Annotated in this window: 17 protein-coding genes and 1 pseudogene; 7 read left to right on the top strand and 11 right to left on the bottom strand. The window is 70.2% G+C overall.

Annotation, left to right across the window (positions count from 1 at the left end):
* Window positions 1-12 precede the first annotated feature (12 nt).
* Genes ACFFC4_RS01195 through ACFFC4_RS01175 form a run of 5 tightly spaced genes read left to right on the top strand, consistent with a single transcriptional unit; the run spans window position 13 to window position 4942 of the window.
* Window positions 13-891 carry an alpha/beta fold hydrolase gene (locus tag ACFFC4_RS01195; RefSeq protein ID WP_375496944.1) on the top strand — a complete coding sequence of 293 codons (879 nt, stop codon included), beginning with the start codon at window positions 13-15 and terminating at the stop codon, window positions 889-891.
* Window positions 892-900: 9 nt separating this feature from the next.
* Window positions 901-2235 carry a hemolysin family protein gene (locus tag ACFFC4_RS01190; RefSeq protein WP_375496942.1) on the top strand — a complete coding sequence of 445 codons (1335 nt, stop codon included), beginning with the start codon at window positions 901-903 and terminating at the stop codon, window positions 2233-2235.
* Between the two features lie 44 nt (window positions 2236-2279).
* The gene (gene trpS, locus ACFFC4_RS01185) at window positions 2280-3317 is read left to right on the top strand and encodes a tryptophan--tRNA ligase (protein ID WP_375496940.1); all 1038 of its coding nucleotides are present in this window, start codon (window positions 2280-2282) and stop codon (window positions 3315-3317) included.
* A gap of 29 nt (window positions 3318-3346) precedes the next feature.
* On the top strand, window positions 3347-3856 hold the full coding sequence (locus tag ACFFC4_RS01180; protein WP_375496938.1) for a 2'-5' RNA ligase family protein: 510 nt from the start codon (window positions 3347-3349) through the stop codon (window positions 3854-3856).
* 9 nt (window positions 3857-3865) lie between these two features.
* Window positions 3866-4942, top strand: a complete 1077-nt coding sequence (locus tag ACFFC4_RS01175) for a YhjD/YihY/BrkB family envelope integrity protein (RefSeq protein WP_375496936.1) — start codon at window positions 3866-3868, stop codon at window positions 4940-4942.
* A gap of 12 nt (window positions 4943-4954) precedes the next feature.
* On the opposite strand, the gene ACFFC4_RS01170 is transcribed toward ACFFC4_RS01175, so the two are convergent.
* From ACFFC4_RS01170 to adh, 6 genes are all read right to left on the bottom strand, one after another.
* On the bottom strand, window positions 4955-6199 hold the full coding sequence (locus tag ACFFC4_RS01170) for a D-alanyl-D-alanine carboxypeptidase family protein (RefSeq protein ID WP_375496934.1): 1245 nt from the start codon (window positions 6197-6199) through the stop codon (window positions 4955-4957).
* 74 nt (window positions 6200-6273) lie between these two features.
* Window positions 6274-6714: a GreA/GreB family elongation factor gene (locus ACFFC4_RS01165; RefSeq protein ID WP_375496932.1), complete on the bottom strand. Its 441-nt coding sequence runs from the start codon at window positions 6712-6714 to the stop codon at window positions 6274-6276.
* Window positions 6715-6815: 101 nt separating this feature from the next.
* Entirely contained in the window at window positions 6816-8270 is a 1455-nt protein-coding gene (gene mftF / locus ACFFC4_RS01160; protein WP_375496930.1) for a mycofactocin biosynthesis glycosyltransferase MftF, read from the bottom strand.
* Between the two features lie 74 nt (window positions 8271-8344).
* Window positions 8345-9592, bottom strand: coding sequence for a GAF domain-containing protein (locus ACFFC4_RS01155; RefSeq protein ID WP_375496928.1), 1248 nt, complete (start codon window positions 9590-9592; stop codon window positions 8345-8347).
* A gap of 147 nt (window positions 9593-9739) precedes the next feature.
* Window positions 9740-10174 (bottom strand): DUF779 domain-containing protein, encoded by a 435-nt coding sequence (locus ACFFC4_RS01150; protein ID WP_375496926.1) that lies wholly within the window; start codon window positions 10172-10174, stop codon window positions 9740-9742.
* A gap of 98 nt (window positions 10175-10272) precedes the next feature.
* Window positions 10273-11796 carry an aldehyde dehydrogenase gene (gene adh / locus ACFFC4_RS01145; protein WP_375496924.1) on the bottom strand — a complete coding sequence of 508 codons (1524 nt, stop codon included), beginning with the start codon at window positions 11794-11796 and terminating at the stop codon, window positions 10273-10275.
* 167 nt (window positions 11797-11963) lie between these two features.
* On the opposite strand from adh, the gene ACFFC4_RS01140 reads away from it, so the two are divergent.
* A complete protein-coding gene (locus tag ACFFC4_RS01140; protein ID WP_375496922.1) occupies window positions 11964-12233 on the top strand; it encodes an SCO4848 family membrane protein in 270 nt (89 codons plus the stop codon).
* Window positions 12234-12661: 428 nt separating this feature from the next.
* Here the strand turns inward: ACFFC4_RS01140 and ACFFC4_RS01135 are convergent, their stop codons facing one another.
* Complete coding sequence (locus tag ACFFC4_RS01135; protein WP_375496920.1) at window positions 12662-13564, bottom strand: dioxygenase; 903 nt, start codon at window positions 13562-13564, stop codon at window positions 12662-12664.
* A 95-nt stretch (window positions 13565-13659) separates the two neighbouring features.
* Here ACFFC4_RS01135 and ACFFC4_RS01130 point away from each other — a divergent pair, with 95 nt between their 5' ends.
* Complete coding sequence (locus ACFFC4_RS01130; protein ID WP_375496918.1) at window positions 13660-14184, top strand: MarR family winged helix-turn-helix transcriptional regulator; 525 nt, start codon at window positions 13660-13662, stop codon at window positions 14182-14184.
* On the opposite strand, the gene ACFFC4_RS01125 is transcribed toward ACFFC4_RS01130, so the two are convergent.
* From ACFFC4_RS01125 to ACFFC4_RS01110, 4 genes and pseudogenes are all read right to left on the bottom strand, one after another.
* Entirely contained in the window at window positions 14144-14302 is a 159-nt protein-coding gene (locus ACFFC4_RS01125) for a hypothetical protein (protein WP_375496916.1), read from the bottom strand. The two genes, ACFFC4_RS01130 and ACFFC4_RS01125, sit on opposite strands and share 41 nt — an antisense overlap.
* 253 nt (window positions 14303-14555) lie before the next feature.
* Window positions 14556-15152: a lactate utilization protein C gene (locus tag ACFFC4_RS01120; protein WP_375496914.1), complete on the bottom strand. Its 597-nt coding sequence runs from the start codon at window positions 15150-15152 to the stop codon at window positions 14556-14558.
* Window positions 15149-16576, bottom strand: coding sequence for a LutB/LldF family L-lactate oxidation iron-sulfur protein (locus ACFFC4_RS01115; protein ID WP_375496912.1), 1428 nt, complete (start codon window positions 16574-16576; stop codon window positions 15149-15151). Before ACFFC4_RS01115 ends, ACFFC4_RS01120 begins: the two co-directional genes overlap by 4 nt.
* Window positions 16573-17301 (bottom strand): annotated as a pseudogene (locus tag ACFFC4_RS01110) ((Fe-S)-binding protein). Before ACFFC4_RS01110 ends, ACFFC4_RS01115 begins: the two are co-directional and overlap by 4 nt.
* Window positions 17302-17458 lie beyond the last annotated feature (157 nt).

The following is a 17458-nucleotide window of genomic DNA, read 5'->3' as shown; positions in this document are numbered from 1 at the left end:
GGGGGAACCGCAATGTTGGCAAGTGAACGGCACGGCTCGGGCGAACCGCTCGTGCTCGTACACGGCGTGACGCACCGCCGGCAGGCCTGGTATCCGGTGCTCGACCGGCTCACCGACCAGCGCGAGGTCATCCTGGTCGACCTGCCCGGGCACGGGGAATCACCGGATCTCGACCTTCGCGGTCGCTCGGTCGATGACACGCTGCGGGCCGAGTTCCAGGCCTTCCTCGCCGATCAGGGCCTCGAGCGCCCGCACGTCGCCGGCAATTCGCTCGGCGGCCTGATCGCTCTGAGCGCGGGCGCCGAGGGCGACGCCCGCAGCGTTACGGCGCTGTCGCCGGCCGGCTTCTGGGAGAACACCCGGCAGTTCGGCTACACCCGCCAGATCTTCGAGCAGGCGTGCGCCGTGAGCGCCCGGCTGGGGTCGCGCACCGAGCTGCTCGCCCGCACACGTGCAGGCCGCACGGTGATGTACGGAACGCTCGTCGCCCACCCGGGCCGGGTTTCGCCCGACCAGGCCCGCGGCGACGTGCGCGCGTTCCTGCGGGCCCGAAAGGCGTTGCGGGTGCTGCTCGACGCGGCCAGCCCGTTCGAGCGCGAGATCTCGCCCGACGTGCCGGTGACGATCGCCTGGGCTGCACGCGACCTCGTCCTGCCGCTGTGGCAGGCACAGGTCGCCCGCCGCCGACTTCCCCACGCTGAGCACCTCACTCTGCGGGGCGTCGGGCATGTACCGATGACCGACAAACCCACGCTCGTCGCCGACATCCTGCTGCAGGGCAGTGCCGCTGCTGCCGACGCTGCACATTTCGCCGACACCGTCGACATCGCCTCGCTGCTACCCGCGCACACCGCCGCCGCGACGCCGAGCACCGAGGCCGTCTGGGCCTAGACTCGCTGGGTGGCCGGTCAGACGCTGCTCTACATCGGCATCGTCCTGCTGCTGATCATCATCGAGGGCGTCTTCGTCGCGGCCGAGATCGCCCTGGTGTCGCTGCGCGAGAGCCAGGTCCGTGCGCTGGCCGAGTCCGGCCGTGCGGGCGCCGCGGTGGCCCGGCTCGTTGCCGACCCGAACCGGTTCCTGGCGGCCGTGCAGATCGGCGTCACCTCCACCGCGCTGCTGTCCAGCGCGTTCGGCGCGGTGACGCTCTCGGAGCAGGCCGCCGACTTCCTCACAGCGCACGGGATGAGCCACGGCCTGGCCAGTGCCCTCGGCGTCGTCGGCGTCACCCTGATCATCTCTTTCCTGACCCTCGTGCTGGGCGAGCTCGCACCGAAGCGGCTGGGCCTGCAGCGCGCCGAACGGGCGGCCGCCTTCTTCGCGCCGCCGCTCAACCGCGTGGCCAGCACGCTGCGCCCGATCATCTGGCTGCTGTCACGCTCGACGAACGTGGTCGTGCGGTTGCTCGGCGGCGACCCGGACGCCGGCCGCGAACCGATCAGCGACGACGAGTTGCGCGGCCTGGTGGCGGCCCACGAGTCACTCTCGTCCGACGAACGGACGCTCATCGATGACGTCTTTGCCGCCGGCGGGCGCTCGATCGACGAGGTGATGGTGCCGCGCACCGAGGTCACCTTCCTCGAGGGCTCGATGACGGTCAGTCGTGCCGCGAAGGTCGCCGGCGACTCGCCGCACTCGCGGTACCCGGTGGTGGGGAGGGGCCACGACGACGTCCTGGGTTTCGTGCACATCCGCGACCTGCTGCTGCCCTCGCTGCGTCACGATCGCGACCGCACCGTGGCCAGCATGGTCCGCGACGTCAAGGCGCTGCCCGGCAGCAAGCGGGTGCTCGCCGCGCTGTCGGAGATGCGCAACGAGGGTCACCACATGGCGATCGTGGTCGACGAGTACGGCGGTACCGACGGCGTCGTCACCCTCGAGGACCTGATCGAGGAGGTCATCGGCGACATCCGTGACGAGTACGACGCCGACGAGGTCGAGTCCTCGCGTCTCGCCGGTGGCGACGTCGAGGTCGACGGCCGACTGAACCTCGACGAGGTCCATGAGGTGTCCGGCGTCGAGCTGCCCGACGGCCCGTACTCGACGCTCGGCGGTTACGTCATGGCCGAGCTCGGGCGCATGCCGCGCACCGGTGACGTCGTCGAGCACGACGGCGCGCGGTTGACGGTGGTTCGCATCGACGGGCGGCGGGTGGCCCGGGTCCGCCTCACCCCGCCGACACGATCGGATGTCGCCGCCGGCGACGCCGAGACCGACGCAGCCCGGGCGAACTGAACCGGTACTGAACGGCCCAGCGGATGGTGGAACAATCCTCAGTCGTGCCTCCCACATCGTCCACGTCGCCGGCGACCTCGCAGCGCACTCGGGTGCTGTCCGGCATCCAGCCCACGTCGCTGTCGCAGCACATCGGCAACTACCTGGGCGCGACCAAGCAGTGGGCCGAGCTGCAGGACGACCACGAGGTGTTCTTCTTCCTCGCCGACCTGCACGCGCTGACCGTCGAGGCGCCGGAGCCGGCGGTGCTGACGCAACGCAGCCGGCAGGCCGTCGCCCAGCTGCTGGCCGCGGGGGTCGACCCCGACCGCAGCGCGATCTTCCTGCAGAGTCACGTGCCGGGGCACACCCAGCTGTCCTGGGTGCTCGAGTGTTTGACCGGCTACGGCGAGGCCGGGCGCATGACGCAGTTCAAGGACAAGTCGGCGCGCGGCGAGCGTGTCAGCGTCGGGCTGCTCACCTACCCGATCCTGCAGGCTGCCGACATCCTGATCTACCAGGCGCATCAGGTGCCGGTGGGCGAGGACCAGCGCCAGCACATCGAGCTCACCCGTAACCTCGCCCAGCGCTTCAACGCCCGCTACGGCGAGACGTTCGTGGTGCCTGACGCCTACATCCCCAAGGCGTCGGCGAAGATTCTCGACCTGCAGGACCCGACAGCGAAGATGAGCAAGTCGCTGCCCGATGCCGGCACGCTCAACCTGCTCGACGACCCGGCAGTGCTGACCAAGAAGATCAAGCGCGCAGTCACCGACACCGGCAGCGAAATCCGCTTCGACCCGCAGACCAAACCAGGTGTATCGAACCTGCTCGCCATCCTGGCGGCCGTGAGCAGCACGACGATCGACACGCTGGTCGGGCAGTTCGACGGGCAGGGGTACGGCGCGCTCAAGGTGGCGGTGGCCGAGGCCGTCGTCGCCTTCGCCGAGCCGTTCGCAACGCGCGTGCGCGAGACGATGGCCGACCCGGCCGAGATCGATCGCATCCTGGCTCGCGGCGCCGAACAGGCCCGCCCGGTCGCCGAGGCCACGGTGGCCGACGTGTACGAGCGGGTCGGGTTCCTTCCGCCCCTGCGCACCTGATGGGCCCGACGACGACCCTCGGTGTGGCGGTGGCCATCCCGCAACCGCACGCATCGGTGTTGACGACGTGGCGCCGCCGGGTCGGCGACCCGGCCGCGGAGCTCGTCTTCCCGCACGTCACCCTGCTCCCCCCGACGCCGGTGCCTGCCGGCGGGATGGCCGACGTCGAGGCGCATCTGGCCGAGGCCGCCCGGGCCAGCGAGCCGTTCACCATGCACCTGGCCGGCACCGGCACCTTCCGGCCGACCTCCCCGGTGGTCTTCATCCAGATCGCTACCGGGGTGTCGCAATGCGAGGTCCTCGAGCAGGCGATCCGCAGCGGTCCGCTGGCGCGTCCCCTCGAGTTCCCGTACCACCCACACGTCACGGTTGCGCAGGATCTCGACGAGGCCGCTCTGGACGAGGCCTACGAAGGGCTGTCGAACTTCATCGCCCGGTTCCCCGTCGAGAGCTTCGTGCTGTTCTCGCGCGGCTCCGACGGCGGCTGGAACTGGGGTCGGGAGTTCCCACTCGGTGCGGAGACCACTTCCACCGGGTAGACCCGGGGCATGAGCGTTGAGGACGAGGGTGGGCCGAACGCGGTCGTCAAGGTGAAGGACGGGGCGGTCGGCCGCTGGGCGGCGCTGCAGAAGCGCTACGTCTGGCTGCGGCACGTCGTGGACGCCTTCGGCCTGCTGACCCGCAACAATGGCAACCAGTACGCCGCGGCGATCACCTACTTCAGCTTCCTGGCGCTGTTCCCGCTGCTGCTGCTTGCGGCAAGCGTCACCGGCTACGTGCTCTACAACCAGCCCGACCTGCAGCGCAGCCTCTTCTCGCACATTACGGACGCGATCCCGGGAACGTTCGGCGTCCAGATCAAGACCGCGATCCAGAAGACGATCAGCCACCGGGGCAGCGTAGGCCTGATAGGCCTGGTCGGCGTGCTGCTCACCGGGCTGGGTTGGATCGGCAACCTGCGCCAGGCGCTGGACGCGGTGTGGGGCCGCAAACCGCCGAAGAAGAACTTCGTCATGAGCCGGGTGAGCAACCTCCTGGTGCTGTTCGGTCTCGGCGCGGGCATCGTGGTGTCGCTGGCCCTCACCGTGGTCGGCACGTCGCTGACGAACCAGATCGTGAACACGCTCGGCCTGGACTCGCTACCCGGCTCGACCATCCTGCTCAAGGTCGTCGGCATCGCGATCGCGGCGCTGGCTGACATCGTCATCTTCTGGTGGGTACTGGTGAAGATCCCGGAGCAGACCGTCGAGCGTTCAGTCGCCTTCAAGGGCGCGCTCATGGCCTCGGTCGGCTTCGAGATTCTCAAGATCGTCGGCACCTATACGATCGCGCACGCCTCCCAGAGCAAGACCGCCGGACCGTTCGGCCCGATCCTGGCCGTGCTGATCTGGATCCAGCTGGTAGCCCGGTTCCAGCTGTTCTGCTGCGCCTGGATCGCCACGGTCACAGCCGAGGGACGCACGGCGAACTCGATCCCGGTCATCGAGCCGCCGGCCATGGCGGCACATCCCGCAGTCGATGCGCCGAGTGTCAACCCGGCCACGGTCGGGGCCACGCTGGTCGGCGCGGGCGCGGTGGCCGGTGCGGTCGGATTCTGGGCGGCGACGCGACCCAAAGCGAAGTAACGCCGCGCCTCGTCAGCGCGGGCGGCGTCGACGTCCCTGGTTGCGGATGCGGCGGGTCAGCGCGAACAAGCCGCCGAACACCACGACGGCGACGAGCGCCTTGACCCCTCCGCCGGAGTCGCGTGACGATCCGGGTGTGGGCGACGGTGCCGGTGTAGCGGACTGCCTCGACGGCGCTGCTGCGGCGACTCGACGCGGGGCGATGGGTCTCTCGAGCGTCCCGACCGGGTCGGTGCCGGCCGGCAGGGCGGCGGCCCAGCGCACCAGCCCCGCGGCCTGCACGTACTGGTCCTGCGGGTAACGCTGGGCGCGCAGCAGGATGACGCCGTAGCGGTGGCCGTGGCTCGTCATTGCGCCGGCGAAGGTGTGCTGCGCGGCGTCGGTGTAACCGGTCTTCGCCGCGATGGCACCAGGGATCTGGTCGAAGAAATCGAGGTTCTGGTTGTAGAGCCGTACCGCGCCGGTGCGGCCCTGCTGGGCCGGATGTTGGGGCGGCAGCACCATCGTGCGCAGCCGGTCGTAGGCGACGAAGCGCGGCTGGGCGAGGGCGGCACGCAGGAACAGCATCATGTCGTAGGCGCTGGTCAGCTGCTGCCAGCCGTCGAGCCCGGACGGGGTCTGGACGTAGGTGTCGTAGGCGCCGAGCGAGACGGCGGTGCGGTTCATCAGCGCCACCGTCTGCGCGCGGCCGACGGCGGCCTGGGCGAGAGCTTCGGCGGCGTCGTTGCCGGAGACGAGCAACAGCCCCTGGAAGATCTGGTCGATCGTGTAGCTGCCGCCGGCGACCAACCCGGCGTGCGAACCCTCGGTGTCGGCGGCGCTGGGGCTGACCGTCACGCGCCGGGTGCCGGGCAGGCGCGGCAGCAGCGTGACGGTGGTCAGGATCTTCTGGATGCTGGCTGCCTGGTAACGACCGTGCGGATCGCGCGCTGCGACGATTGCCCCGGTATCGAGGTCGGCGACGAGCCAAGCCTGTGCCGTGAGGTCCTTCGGCAGCCCCGGCGCCCCGGCGGGCAGGATCGTGCGCCGCGAGAGCAGCTCGGCGCCGCCTACTGCCTGGCCCTGCGGTCCGATGCCGCCGCGCGGCGGGTGCGGGTCGGGAGCGTCGGGGGACTTGCCGCTGTCGGTCGGGCTGGGGGCGGACGGCGGGACGGAAAGCGTGCTGGCCGTCGGCACGGGTGTGGGAGTTGCTGCATACGCCGGTGCCGCGATCGCGAGTGTCGCGAGCGCGCTCGCCAGGACCCGTCGTACGCGCACTGGTCGAGGGTAGGCGCGGGCTGCGCAATGCCCGATGAGGTGGGCCCGAGGAGGTGGGTGCGGCGCGGCGGTTGCTACTCGACGGCGATGATCGTGGCCAGCATCGTTCGGCCCGGGCGCGGGCGGTAGGTGACCGTGTCGCCGACGTCCGCGCCGACGACCACTCGCCCGAGCGGGCTCGTGGGGGTGAGCACCTCGACGCCCTCGACCGCCTCGTCGACGGTGCCGATGAGGAAGGACTCAGGGCCGTCGCCGAGGTCGAGAGTGACGACATCGCCGATCGCGACCTCGCCGCCACGGCGGTGGGCCAGGGGCTGCTCGGCAAGCTCGAGCTCCAGAGCCTGGACGCGCTGCTCGAGCAAGGCGAAGCGAATGTTGGCATCGACGTTGGTCGCGCGGTCGGCCGCGTCGCCGGACGCCTCGCCGATGAGCTCGAGCTGCGCGAGGTCGCGCTCAGCCCGTAGGTCGTGCAACCGGGCGGCGAGCAGGTCGGCGCGGGCGGAAGTGGTCGTCATGGCTAGGGTCCTTCGCGGGGTCGGTGGTGCGGCGCGGTTGAGCTTGTCGGCAAGACTGCCGAGGCAGGCCGTGGGTACGGTAGGAAATTCCAAGGCGCCACCTATGAGCGACGCGTGCGGACAACCTCGGCCGGTCCGCGAGTATTCCGCGACGCGCCGGGCGCGCGGCGCGCCGTCAGGCCACCGCGGTCAACGGTCCGCCACCGCAGTCGGGGCCGGAGCGGCGCGAGCGTGCGCCGACGCAGGCCGCCGGACCACACACCGGCGCCGTAGGCGATCTCGTCGGCCAGATATCCGGCCGTGAACCGAATCGGGTCGAGCGCCTGCCGCCGTGGCCACCAGGCGGTCAGCGGGCCGCCGAGAAGGAGTGACGCTGCGGCCAGGCGGCGGCCCAGCGACCCCGGGGCGACCACCGCCGCGAGCGCTACGGGCGACGCGAACTGGGTGACGTAACGACCGACGCCGAGCCACGTACCGACAGCGGCCTTCGTGGTCGAGGCCGTGATCCCGGTTGTCGGAACCCGCGCCTGCCGCAGGACTCGGCGGGTGCTGGACGCGGTGGCCACCACCGCGATTCCCGCGACAACCGGCCTGCGCGCGAGCACGGCGGCAACGACGAGGGCGGGCCAGGGCGCGAGGACGAGGGGTGCGGTGGATCCGGGGTGGGCGGCGGCCAGTGGCGCGGCCGAGGTGCCGTAGCGGAAGCGCCTGGCCAGCAGCGCACCCCAGCGGTGGGGCTCGTGGTGCGTGACGCGCGACTCGGGTTGGTAGCGCACCCGCCACCCGGCTGCGTCCAGGCGCCACACCAGGTCGACGTCCTCGCCGTAGCGCAAGCTCGGGTCGAAGACGTGACCGTCCCGAGCCACGTCCTGCAAGGCGGACAGGCGGGCCACGAGAGCCGCCGTGGGCACGTACGCGACCCGGGCGTCGGCCCGGACCCGGCTCGGCGCCGGACCGAGATCGAGGTTTCCCCGGGCGACGGTGTAGCGGCCGGCCCAGCTGCTCGGCGCAGTACCGACGATGCGCGGCGCCACCGCCGCGACCAGCGGATCGGCAAGGTGCGCGAGCAACGGCTCGAGCCAACCGTCGAGAGGTACGCAGTCACTGTCGAGGAAGACGACGATCTGCTGTTGATCAAGAGCGTTGAGTCCGGTGTTGCGCGCCGCGGCTGGGCCGCCGTTGCTCTCTCGCCGGACGAGGCGCGCGCCGTGTTCGGCGGCCACCGCCGCGATCCCGCCGGAGTCGACCGAGCCGTCGTCGACCACGAGCACCGACACGGTCGGGTCGAGCGCGGCCAGGCAGCGCCGCAGCGCCTGCGGACGGTCCAGGACCGGCACGACGACGGTGAGGTCGCCGAGCGTGGGGGCACCTGAGGCAGGCGGCGGCACGGGGTGCGCGAGACCGGCGTCGGTGAGCCGCCGGGCGAGCATGCCCTCGGCTCGGGAGGCAATTGGCCGCTGCGTCAGGGCAACCCACGCCCGCGCGCCGACAGCGGTGAGCCGCAGGACACGGGTCGGCGTGCCGCCGGCGAGGAGGTCGGGCGCCGGCCGCGTCACGCTCGGGTCCAGATCGACCCGGAATCCTGTCGGAAGCGGCGCGACCGAAGCGTCGCGAGCGGCTGGTGACCGGATCAGAGACCGAGCTCGCGGTTGAGCCGGCGCACCTCGGCCTGGACGAGGGGTAGCAGCGGCGAACTGACCGGCAGCAGGCCGGCCTGGCGATGCCACATCTGCACGTCGTCGGCACCCCAGCGCGTCCGTGTCCAGGCGACCATGAGGTCGAGCTGGTTGCTGGCGAACACCGCGCCGCGCAGGTCGCGCTCGAGGCGCTCACGCCCGGCCACCACGCCGGGTGCGTCGGAATGGGGCAACAGCGGTCCCCGGTAGGCACGCAGGGCAGCACCGATGTGGCCGGCGTCGATCAGCTCGCTGACCTGCAGCCAGTCGCAATCGGGTGCGATCTTGAGCCGATAGGGCCGGGAGGGCAGCACGTCGTCGCCGAGCAGCTGCCGCAGGCGCGTCATCTCGGCGCGGACGGTGGAGGTGTTCACGTCGTCGGCGTAGAGGCCCAGGGCCAGCTGGTCGCCGGACAGGCCGTCAGGGTGATCGGCGAGCAACACCATCAGCTCGCTGTGCCGAGGCGTCAGCCGCAGCGTCCGCCCGCCGAGTTCGACCTGGCAGTCGGGCCGGCCGAGCGCCTGCACACGGCACCGGCGTTCGGCCGGCGTCGCCCACAGCGAACTACGGCCGGACACCGCGACGATGCGGCCCAATTCGGCCTCGGCCATGCGGGCGGCCGCGCGCACCATGGCCATCGTCTGGGGTCCGGCAATGGTGTCTGTGCCGGTGACGTCGACGACGCCGAGGACGGCATGAGTGAGCGGATCGTGGATCGGGGCGGCGGCGCAGCTCCACGGCTGGACGGCTCGCCGGAAGTGCTCGGCCGAGCGGATCTGGACCGGCGCGTCGAGGCGCAGCGCGGTGCCCGGTGCGTTGGTGCCGGCGTGCCGCTCGTCCCATGAGGTGCCTTCGGCGAAGTTGATGCGTTCCGCCTGGCGCAGCACGCCCGGGCGCCCGCACACCCACAGCAGCCGACCGTCGGAGTCCCCGACGGCCATCAGGCTGTCGCACTCCTCGGCCGCTCGGCCGAGCACGTCGTAGAGCAAGGGAAAGACCTGCGACAGCGGGTGCGCCGCGCGAAGGTCGGACAGCTCATCGTGAGCCAGCGCGGTTGGGGCCTCGCAGCGATCGACGTCGACCCCGGCCGCGACGGAGCGCAGCCAGGACTCGGCGACGAGGTCACGAACGCCGGTCGGCACCGCCCCCGACTCGAGGAAGCGGTCGTGCTCGACGTGGGCGTCGCTCGTTGCCACGCTCATCGAAGGCTCACTGTGTCTGCAGTCACAACACGGCTCACGGTAGTCCACGAACGCTGCAAGAACGTTGCATCCCGTCTCGAACCGTCCGAACGGACGGGGTGTTCGGGGCGGGGCGGGGAGGCGACGGATTGGTCGTGGGCTCGGGCCTCAGATCAGGTCGAACGCCTCGAGCTCGGCGTCGGTCATCAGGCGGGAGCGAATCAGGAAGCGCACCCCCTCCGGAGCCTCGACGGAGAACCCGGCCCCACGGCCTTTGACGACGTCGATGGTGATGTGCGTGTGCTTCCAGTACTCGTACTGGCTGGTGGACATGTAGACCGGGATGCCACGCTCGAGACCGACGTCGAGGTCGCCGAGGTGGACGTCGCCGGTCTCGCTGATGAGGAAATCGCCGTCCGGGAAGCACATCGGCGATGAGCCGTCGCAGCAGCCACCGGACTGGTGGAACATCAATTCGCCATGCCGCTTGGTCAGGTCGCGCAGCAGTTCGGCGGCCTTGTCGCTGACGCCGACACGGGTCTCGGTGTTCTCGGGTGCGCAGGACGGGTGGATCGCCGGTGGGACGGTCGGTGACTCGGTCATTCGCGATCCTTTTCGTCGGGCTGTCTAGGCGAGTTGCCCGCCCGCCGACCTGCTGGAGGCGGTCGACGGGCGGACAACTCACAGGTGCCGGGGCCGATCTAGAAGAAGCCGAGCTTGTCCGGCGAGTACGACACCAGCAGGTTCTTGGTCTGCTGGTAGTGGTCGAGCATCATCTTGTGGTTCTCGCGTCCGACGCCGGACTGCTTGTAGCCACCGAACGCGGCGTGCGCGGGGTACTGGTGGTAGCAGTTCGTCCAGACCCGGCCGGCCTGGATCTCGCGGCCGGCGCGGTAGGCGCGGGAGCCGTCGCGCGACCACACGCCGGCGCCGAGGCCGTAGAGGGTGTCGTTGGCGATCTTGAGGGCGTCGGCCTCGTCGTCGAACTTGGTCAGCGACAGGACCGGGCCGAAGATCTCCTCCTGGAAGATCCGCATGCCGTTGTGGCCCTCGAAGACGGTCGGCTCGACGTAGTACCCGTCCGAGAGGTCGCCGCCGAGGTCGGACCGGTTGCCGCCGGTGAGCACCTTGGCGCCCTCCTGCCGGCCGATGTCGAGGTAGGACAGGATCTTCTCCAGCTGGTCGTTGCTCGCCTGTGCGCCGATCATGGTGTCGGTGTCGAGCGGGTTGCCCTGCTTGACGGCTTTGACCCGCTCGATTGCATCGGGCACGAACTGGTCGTAGATCGAGGCCTGGACGAGTGCGCGCGACGGGCAGGTGCAAACCTCGCCGTTGTTCAGGGCGAACATGGTGAAGCCCTCGAGCGCCTTGTCGTAGAAGGCGTCCCGTGATGACGCGACGTCCTCGAAGAAGATGTTCGGGCTCTTGCCACCCAGTTCGAGGGTGACCGGGATGAGGTTCTGGCTGGCGTACTGCATGATCAACCGGCCGGTCGTGGTCTCACCCGTGAACGCGATCTTGGCGATGCGGGGGGAGGATGCGAGCGGCTTGCCGGCCTCGGCGCCGAAACCGTTGACGATGTTGAGCACGCCGTCGGGCAGCAGGTCCCCGATCACCTCGACGAGCTTCAGGATCGACCACGGCGTCTGCTCAGCCGGCTTGAGGACCACGCAGTTGCCCGCAGCAAGCGCCGGGGCAAGCTTCCAGACAGCCATCAGGATCGGGAAGTTCCACGGGATGATCTGCCCGACGACGCCCAGCGGCTCGTGGATGTGGTAGGCGACGGTGTCGCCGTCGATCTCGCTGATGCCGCCCTCCTGCGCGCGCAACGCACCGGCGAAGTAACGCCAGTGATCGACCGCCAGCGGAAGGTCGGCCGCGAGCGTCTCGCGGATCGGCTTGCCGTTCTCCCAGCATTCGGCGATCGCCAGCATCTCGAGGTTCTGCTCGATCCGATCGGCGATCTTGTTCAGAATGTTGGCCCGCTCCGCGGCAGCCGTGGCCCCCCAGGCCCGCTTCGCCCCATGTGCAGCGTCCAGGGCCTTGTCGATGTCCTCGGCCGTGCCCCGCGCGATCTCGGTGAACGGCTTGCCGTTGACCGGCGAGATGTTCTCGAAGTACTCGCCCTTCGACGGCGGAACCCACTCTCCGCCGATGTAGTTGTCGTACCGGCTCTGGACCGAAACCGGACTGTCGGCGCTGCCCGGTGCCGAGTAGACGCTCATGGGGACCCTTTCGTCGTCGATGACGCCCACCGCTCGATGGGCTACCTCGGACGCTAGAGACCGGTCCGCTGCAGCGACGTTGCAACAGATGTGCGACGGCGAGGTGACCGGGCGGCGAGACCTGCACCCGTCGCAGCCTCTACAGGCCGGGCGCGGATACTCGTGGGGTGGTCGTCTCCAAGCGCGTCGCCTGGTTCCTCATCGCTTTCGGTGTGTGGAGCTGGGTCATCTGGCCCACCTTCCTTCGCAATATCTGGAAGGACGACCGCTCGTGGAACCACGGCATGACCGCGTTCTTCGCGGTGCACCTGGTGTTGACGATCGTCTCGTTGACGCTCGGGACCGTCATCGGCGTGCTGGGTATTCGCGCGCTGCGAGCGGTGCGGCGACCTCCGGCCGATGTCGAGCCGGCACGCGCGGACCCGGCGACGGTGTAGTGGGTGTGGCAAGGCCCTGCCCCGCGCCACCTCGAACGTGACATCGCCTCGATGGACGCCTCGGTGGCCGACCCTTACGACGCATGAGGGCGCTCCTGGACACGTCGGTGCTGATCGCCGATGCTGCCCACGACGACGACGAGCGCGCTCGACGCACCGATCGGCTCGCGGTCGTCGAGGCGACCTTCGATCCATTGCCGGTCACGGCCGAGGTCGCACGAGCGTGGGGAAGGCTCGCGGCGGCGGTCGCTCAGCGTGGCGGCAAACCCCGCCGGCGCCAGCTAGACCTTGCCATCGCTGCAACCGCGACGACCGCAAAGGTTCCGTTGCTGACGCTCAACATCTCCGACTTTCGAATCATCGATGACCTCGTCGACGCTCGGCTGCCCTGCACTATGCGGACGACGGGAGCCACGTTCCCGGCGCCATCAGGCCGTTTGAATCGATCGCTTTGCCAAGCCGAGGGCGTAACCGGCGATCGCGGTGGTTGGTGCGGCCGTGGGATCGGTGGCAGCGCCCAGGGTGACGAACAGCGGAGTGAAGTGTTCGACGGTGGGGTGGGCGTAGGGCATGCCGGGTGCCCGGTTGCGGAAATCGGCCAGTTCATCGATGTCGCCGGCATCGAGCGCGGTCTCGGCCCAGGCGTCGAAGTCCGATGACCAGGCGGGGACGTCGTCCAGGTTGTTCCAGTCCAGGAAGGGCAGCCCGTGAGTCAGGTAGCCCGAGCCGATGACCAGCACGCCTTCCTCGCGCAAGGCCTGCAGCCGTTGCCCGAGGGTGAATAGCCGGGCCGGGTCGAGGGTGGGCATGCTCAGTTGCAGGACGGGGATGTCGGCGGCGGGATACATGATCTTCAGCGGCACCCAGGCGCCGTGATCGAGTCCTCTGCTCGCCGCCTCGTGCACGGGTTCGGAGTCGGGCAGGAGGCCGACGACCTGGCGCGCGAGTTCGCTGGCGGCGGGGGTGTCGTAGCGCATCTGGTAGTACATCGGCGCGAACCCGCCGAAGTCGTACACCAGCTCGGTGGGCCGCGTGGCGGAGATACTGATCGGCGCGGATTCCCAGTGTGCGGAGACGATCAGGATGGCCTTCGGCTTCGGCAGGTGCCTGGCCCAGGTGTGCAGCTCGGTCATCCAGTCGGCCATCTCGAACAGCATGGGCGCGCCGTGGCTGAGATACAGCGCCGGGAGCGGTCCGTCGGCGCTCGTCCACGACGTGTGTGGCGTCGCTGTCTCCATGGCCGCAGCGCGGCTGAGGTGGTCGGCGAACGGATGCCGGGGGTCGATGCCGGCGTCAGCCCGGGCCGTGGTCGAGGGTGTCTCGGCGGTCATCTGGGTCGTCCTCTGCACGAAATCATTTGGTTGTTGCTACAAACAGCACCCTACTCCGCTAATCTTGTAGCGACAACCAAGGATGGTGATCGTCGGTGAACCCGAACTGGCTTACCGAGGACGAGCTGGCGGCGTGGGTGCGAATGGCAGCGCTGCTGGAGTTGCTCCCGGGGGTACTCGACTCCCAGTTGCGCCGGGACGCCCAGTTGTCGCACTTCGAGTATTACGTGTTGGCCATGCTCTCCGAGGCGCCGGACCGGACGCTGCGGATGACCTCGCTGGCTGCGCGGACGAACGCAACGCTGCCGCGTCTGTCGCACGTGGTGAGTCGACTGTCCGACCGTGGGTTGGTTGCGCGCTACTGCGCCGCGGACGACAAGCGAGCGACCGACGTGCGCCTCACCCGTGCCGGGTGGGCCAAGGTCCGCGCGACTGCCCCGGGACACGTCGCCAACGTCCGCGAGCACGTCATCGACACGCTCAGCGCCGAGCAGATCGGCCAACTCGCCGCGATCACCGACGCCATCCTGCGCAAGCTCGATCCGGCCGGCGCGATGAGCCCGGTCGGCCGAGACTCTCTCAAGCGGGCCCGGACGGCCGGTCCAGCGGCAGGAACGTGAGGTACGCGGCGACGCCGCAGGCGGCCACGACGACATGCATGATCATGAGGGCGATGACGCCACCCCAGCTCACGCCGGCGAGCAGTCCGATCACGGTGAACGGTCCGGAGCCGAACACCGTGAGTGCTTTGCAGTCGTGCGACGCACCGGCACCGTGCGCGATCGACGCGATGACGGCGCCTCAGCGCGATCGCGACCACTGCCGGGACGAGGACCGCTGCGGCGAAGGCGGCCGGGAAGGGCAGTCCGTGAACTGGTCATCGACGTGCTGACGCCGACGCAGCTGACCCAGCTGCACCGCATCGCCGGTGCAATCCTGACCCGGGTCGATCCCGACGGTCCCTGGCCACGTCGTGCCGAACGCCAGGGGGTTATGAGCCACCGTCGGTCAGCACGACGACGTCGAGCGTGCGGGGACCGTGCACGCCCTCTACGCGGTTCAGTTCGATGTCGCTCGTGGCGCTCGGGCCGCTGATCCAGGTCTGCGGCCGGGTCGCCTCGAGCGAGGCGACGGCGTCGGGCACGCCGGCGACGATCTGGTCGCGGCGCACCACGACGAGGTGGTAGTCGGGGACCAGGGTCAACATCCGGGGCCCGATGCCCGGGCCGGCGTCGAGCACGATGGTGCCCGTCTCGGCCACCGCCACCCGACAGGTGGTGAGAACGGCGGAGACCGCGTCGAGGGTGGCGACGTCGACCGGCTCGCGGACCACCTCGATGCCAACGGGCAGCAGTTCGGACGGGAACCCGTCGGGCACGATGACGCGCGTGATGCCGCGCCCGGTCAAGATCTCCGCGGTGGTCACGTCGCGGTGGACGGTGGCCTTGTAGTCGTCGACGCGCTCGGCGAACACGTCGATGTCGCCGGCGCCCGTAGCGCCGCGGTAAGCACGGACGACCGGCGTCGGGTCAGGACGGTCGGCCAGGGCGGTGCGGATTCGGCCGAGCATCTCCTCGCGCGCACTCATCGGGAACGTCCCGACCCGTCGGTCCACCAATCGCGAAAGCTCTGCGGCGGCGGCTCCGGGATGTCGCGTGCGGCCGTCCAGGCGGAGAGCGGCGGGGGGACGGCGCGGTGCCCGCGCAGCAATCGGCCGAGCCGGGCGGCGCGCACCGCGCGGGGCCAGCGCCAGGGCGAGCGCATGACCCAGGACATCGTTCGCATGGCGGCCCGCTCGGGGGTGGTGCCCTTCTCGTCGGCCACCCGCGAGCGCAGGTGCACGAGCATGGACGGGATGTCGATGGCCACCGGGCACACGTCGTAGCAGGCGCCGCACAACGACGACGCGAACGGCAGCGACTGGTTCTCGGTCACGCCGGTCATCTGCGGCGACAGCACCGCGCCGATCGGCCCGGGATAGATCGAGCCGTAGGCGTGCCCGCCGGACCGTTCGTACACGGGGCAGACGTTCAAGCACGCCGAGCAGCGGATGCAGCGCAACGCGGCGCGCCCGCGCGGGTCGGCCAGCGTGGCGGTGCGACCGTTGTCAAGCAGGACGAGGTGGAAATCCTGCCCCTCGGTCGCACCCGTCCACATCGACGTGTACGGATTCATCCGTTCGCCGGTCGACGAGCGCGGCAGCAGCTGCAGGTACACCTCGAGGTCGCGCCACGTCGGCACCAGCTTCTCGATGCCCATGACGGTGATCAACGTGCGCGGCAGCGTGAGGCACATGCGCCCGTTGCCCTCGGACTCGACGACGGCCAGCGTGCCCGTCTCGGCGACCGCGAAGTTGGCGCCGCTGATAGCGACCTCAGCGGACAGGAACTGGCTGCGCAGGTGGCTGCGTGCGGCCTCGGCGAGCGCGCGCGGCTCGTCGGTGAGGCCGGGGTCGACGCCGGGCATCTCGCGGGCGAAGATCTCGCGGATCTCGCTGCGGTTGCGGTGAATGGCCGGCACCAGGATGTGGCTCGGCCTGTCGTTCCCGAGCTGGACGATGAGCTCGGCGAGGTCGGTTTCGGTGGCCGTGATGCCGGCCGCGGCGAGTGCCTCGTTGAGGCCGATCTCCTGGGTGGCCATGGACTTCACCTTCACCACCGAGCGCGCGCCAGTGGCCTGCACGAGCCCGGTGACGATGCGGTTCGCCTCGTCGGCGTCGCGGGCCCAGTGCACCGTGCCACCACCCGCGGTCACCGCGGCCTCGAGCTGGACCAGGTAGGTGTCCAGGTGCGCCAGGACGTCGTCCTTGATCGCGGCGCCCGCGGCCCGCAGCTCGGCCCAGTCCGGGACCTCGGCCACGACACCGGCCCGTTTCGTGCGGATCGTCGAGGTGGCCTTGGTCAGGTTGTGCCGCAGTTGCGGGTCGGCCAGGGCGTCGTGCGCCGCGGCCGGGAACGAGCGGTCGCCCGCGCCGAGCTGGCCGATGCCCGCCGGCATCCCCAGGAAGGTCATTGCGTGCTGGCCAGGATCTCGGCGAGGTGCAGCGTGCGCGTGCCGGTCTGCAAGCGTGCGAGACCACCGCCGATGTGCATGAGGCACTACGCATCGCCGGCGCTGCAGACGCTGGCGCCGGTGGCGCCGATGTTGCGCATCTTGTCGGCCAGCATCGCCGTCGAGACGTCGCCGTTCTTCAGCGCGAACGTCCCACCGAAGCCGCAGCACTGGTCTGCCTCAGGTAGCTCGACGAGGTCGAGCCCGCGGACCTCGCGCAGCAGTCGGTACGGCCGCTCGCTGACCCGCAGCAGCCGCAGCGAGTGACACGTCGGGTGGTAGGTGACCCGGTGCGGGAAGTACGCGCCTACGTCGGTGACCTCGAGGACGTCGACCAGGAACTCCGACAGCTCGTAGGTCTTCTCAGCCACCGTCCGGGCGCGCTCGGCGAGCGCAGAATCGCCGGCCTGCTCGGCGAGTTCGGCGTGCTGGTGGCGGATCGAGCCGACGCACGAGCCGCTGGGCGCGACGATCGCGTCGTACGGTTCGAAGGTCTCGACGTGGTTGCGCACGAGGGGCAGCGCCTCGCGCGGATAGCCGGTGTTGACGTGCATCTGCCCGCAGCAGCTCTGCTTCGTCGGGAAGTCCGGCTCGTGCCCGAGCCGGCGCAGCAGCGTGACGGTGGCCTTGCCGACGTCCGGAAACAGTGCGTCGACGAGGCAGGTGGCGAACAGCGCAAGCCTCATATTGTCGCCGATCTTCGCACGCGATTGCCGGGAACGGGCCGTCGCCGGGCGCGGCGTTGCGGCCAGGCAACGATCTGGTTTCGGCTGCCCTGCCGGTTCCAGGCCCCCTCGTGGAGGGCTTAGGGTGCTCGGATCACCAGTTTCGCCCTGCGGTGCG

Source organism: uncultured Jatrophihabitans sp. (assembly GCF_964244045.1).
Lineage (GTDB): Bacteria > Actinomycetota > Actinomycetes > Mycobacteriales > Jatrophihabitantaceae > Jatrophihabitans.
Note: the sequence above shows the minus strand (reverse complement) of the source record. Positions and strands in the feature narration are given on the sequence as shown.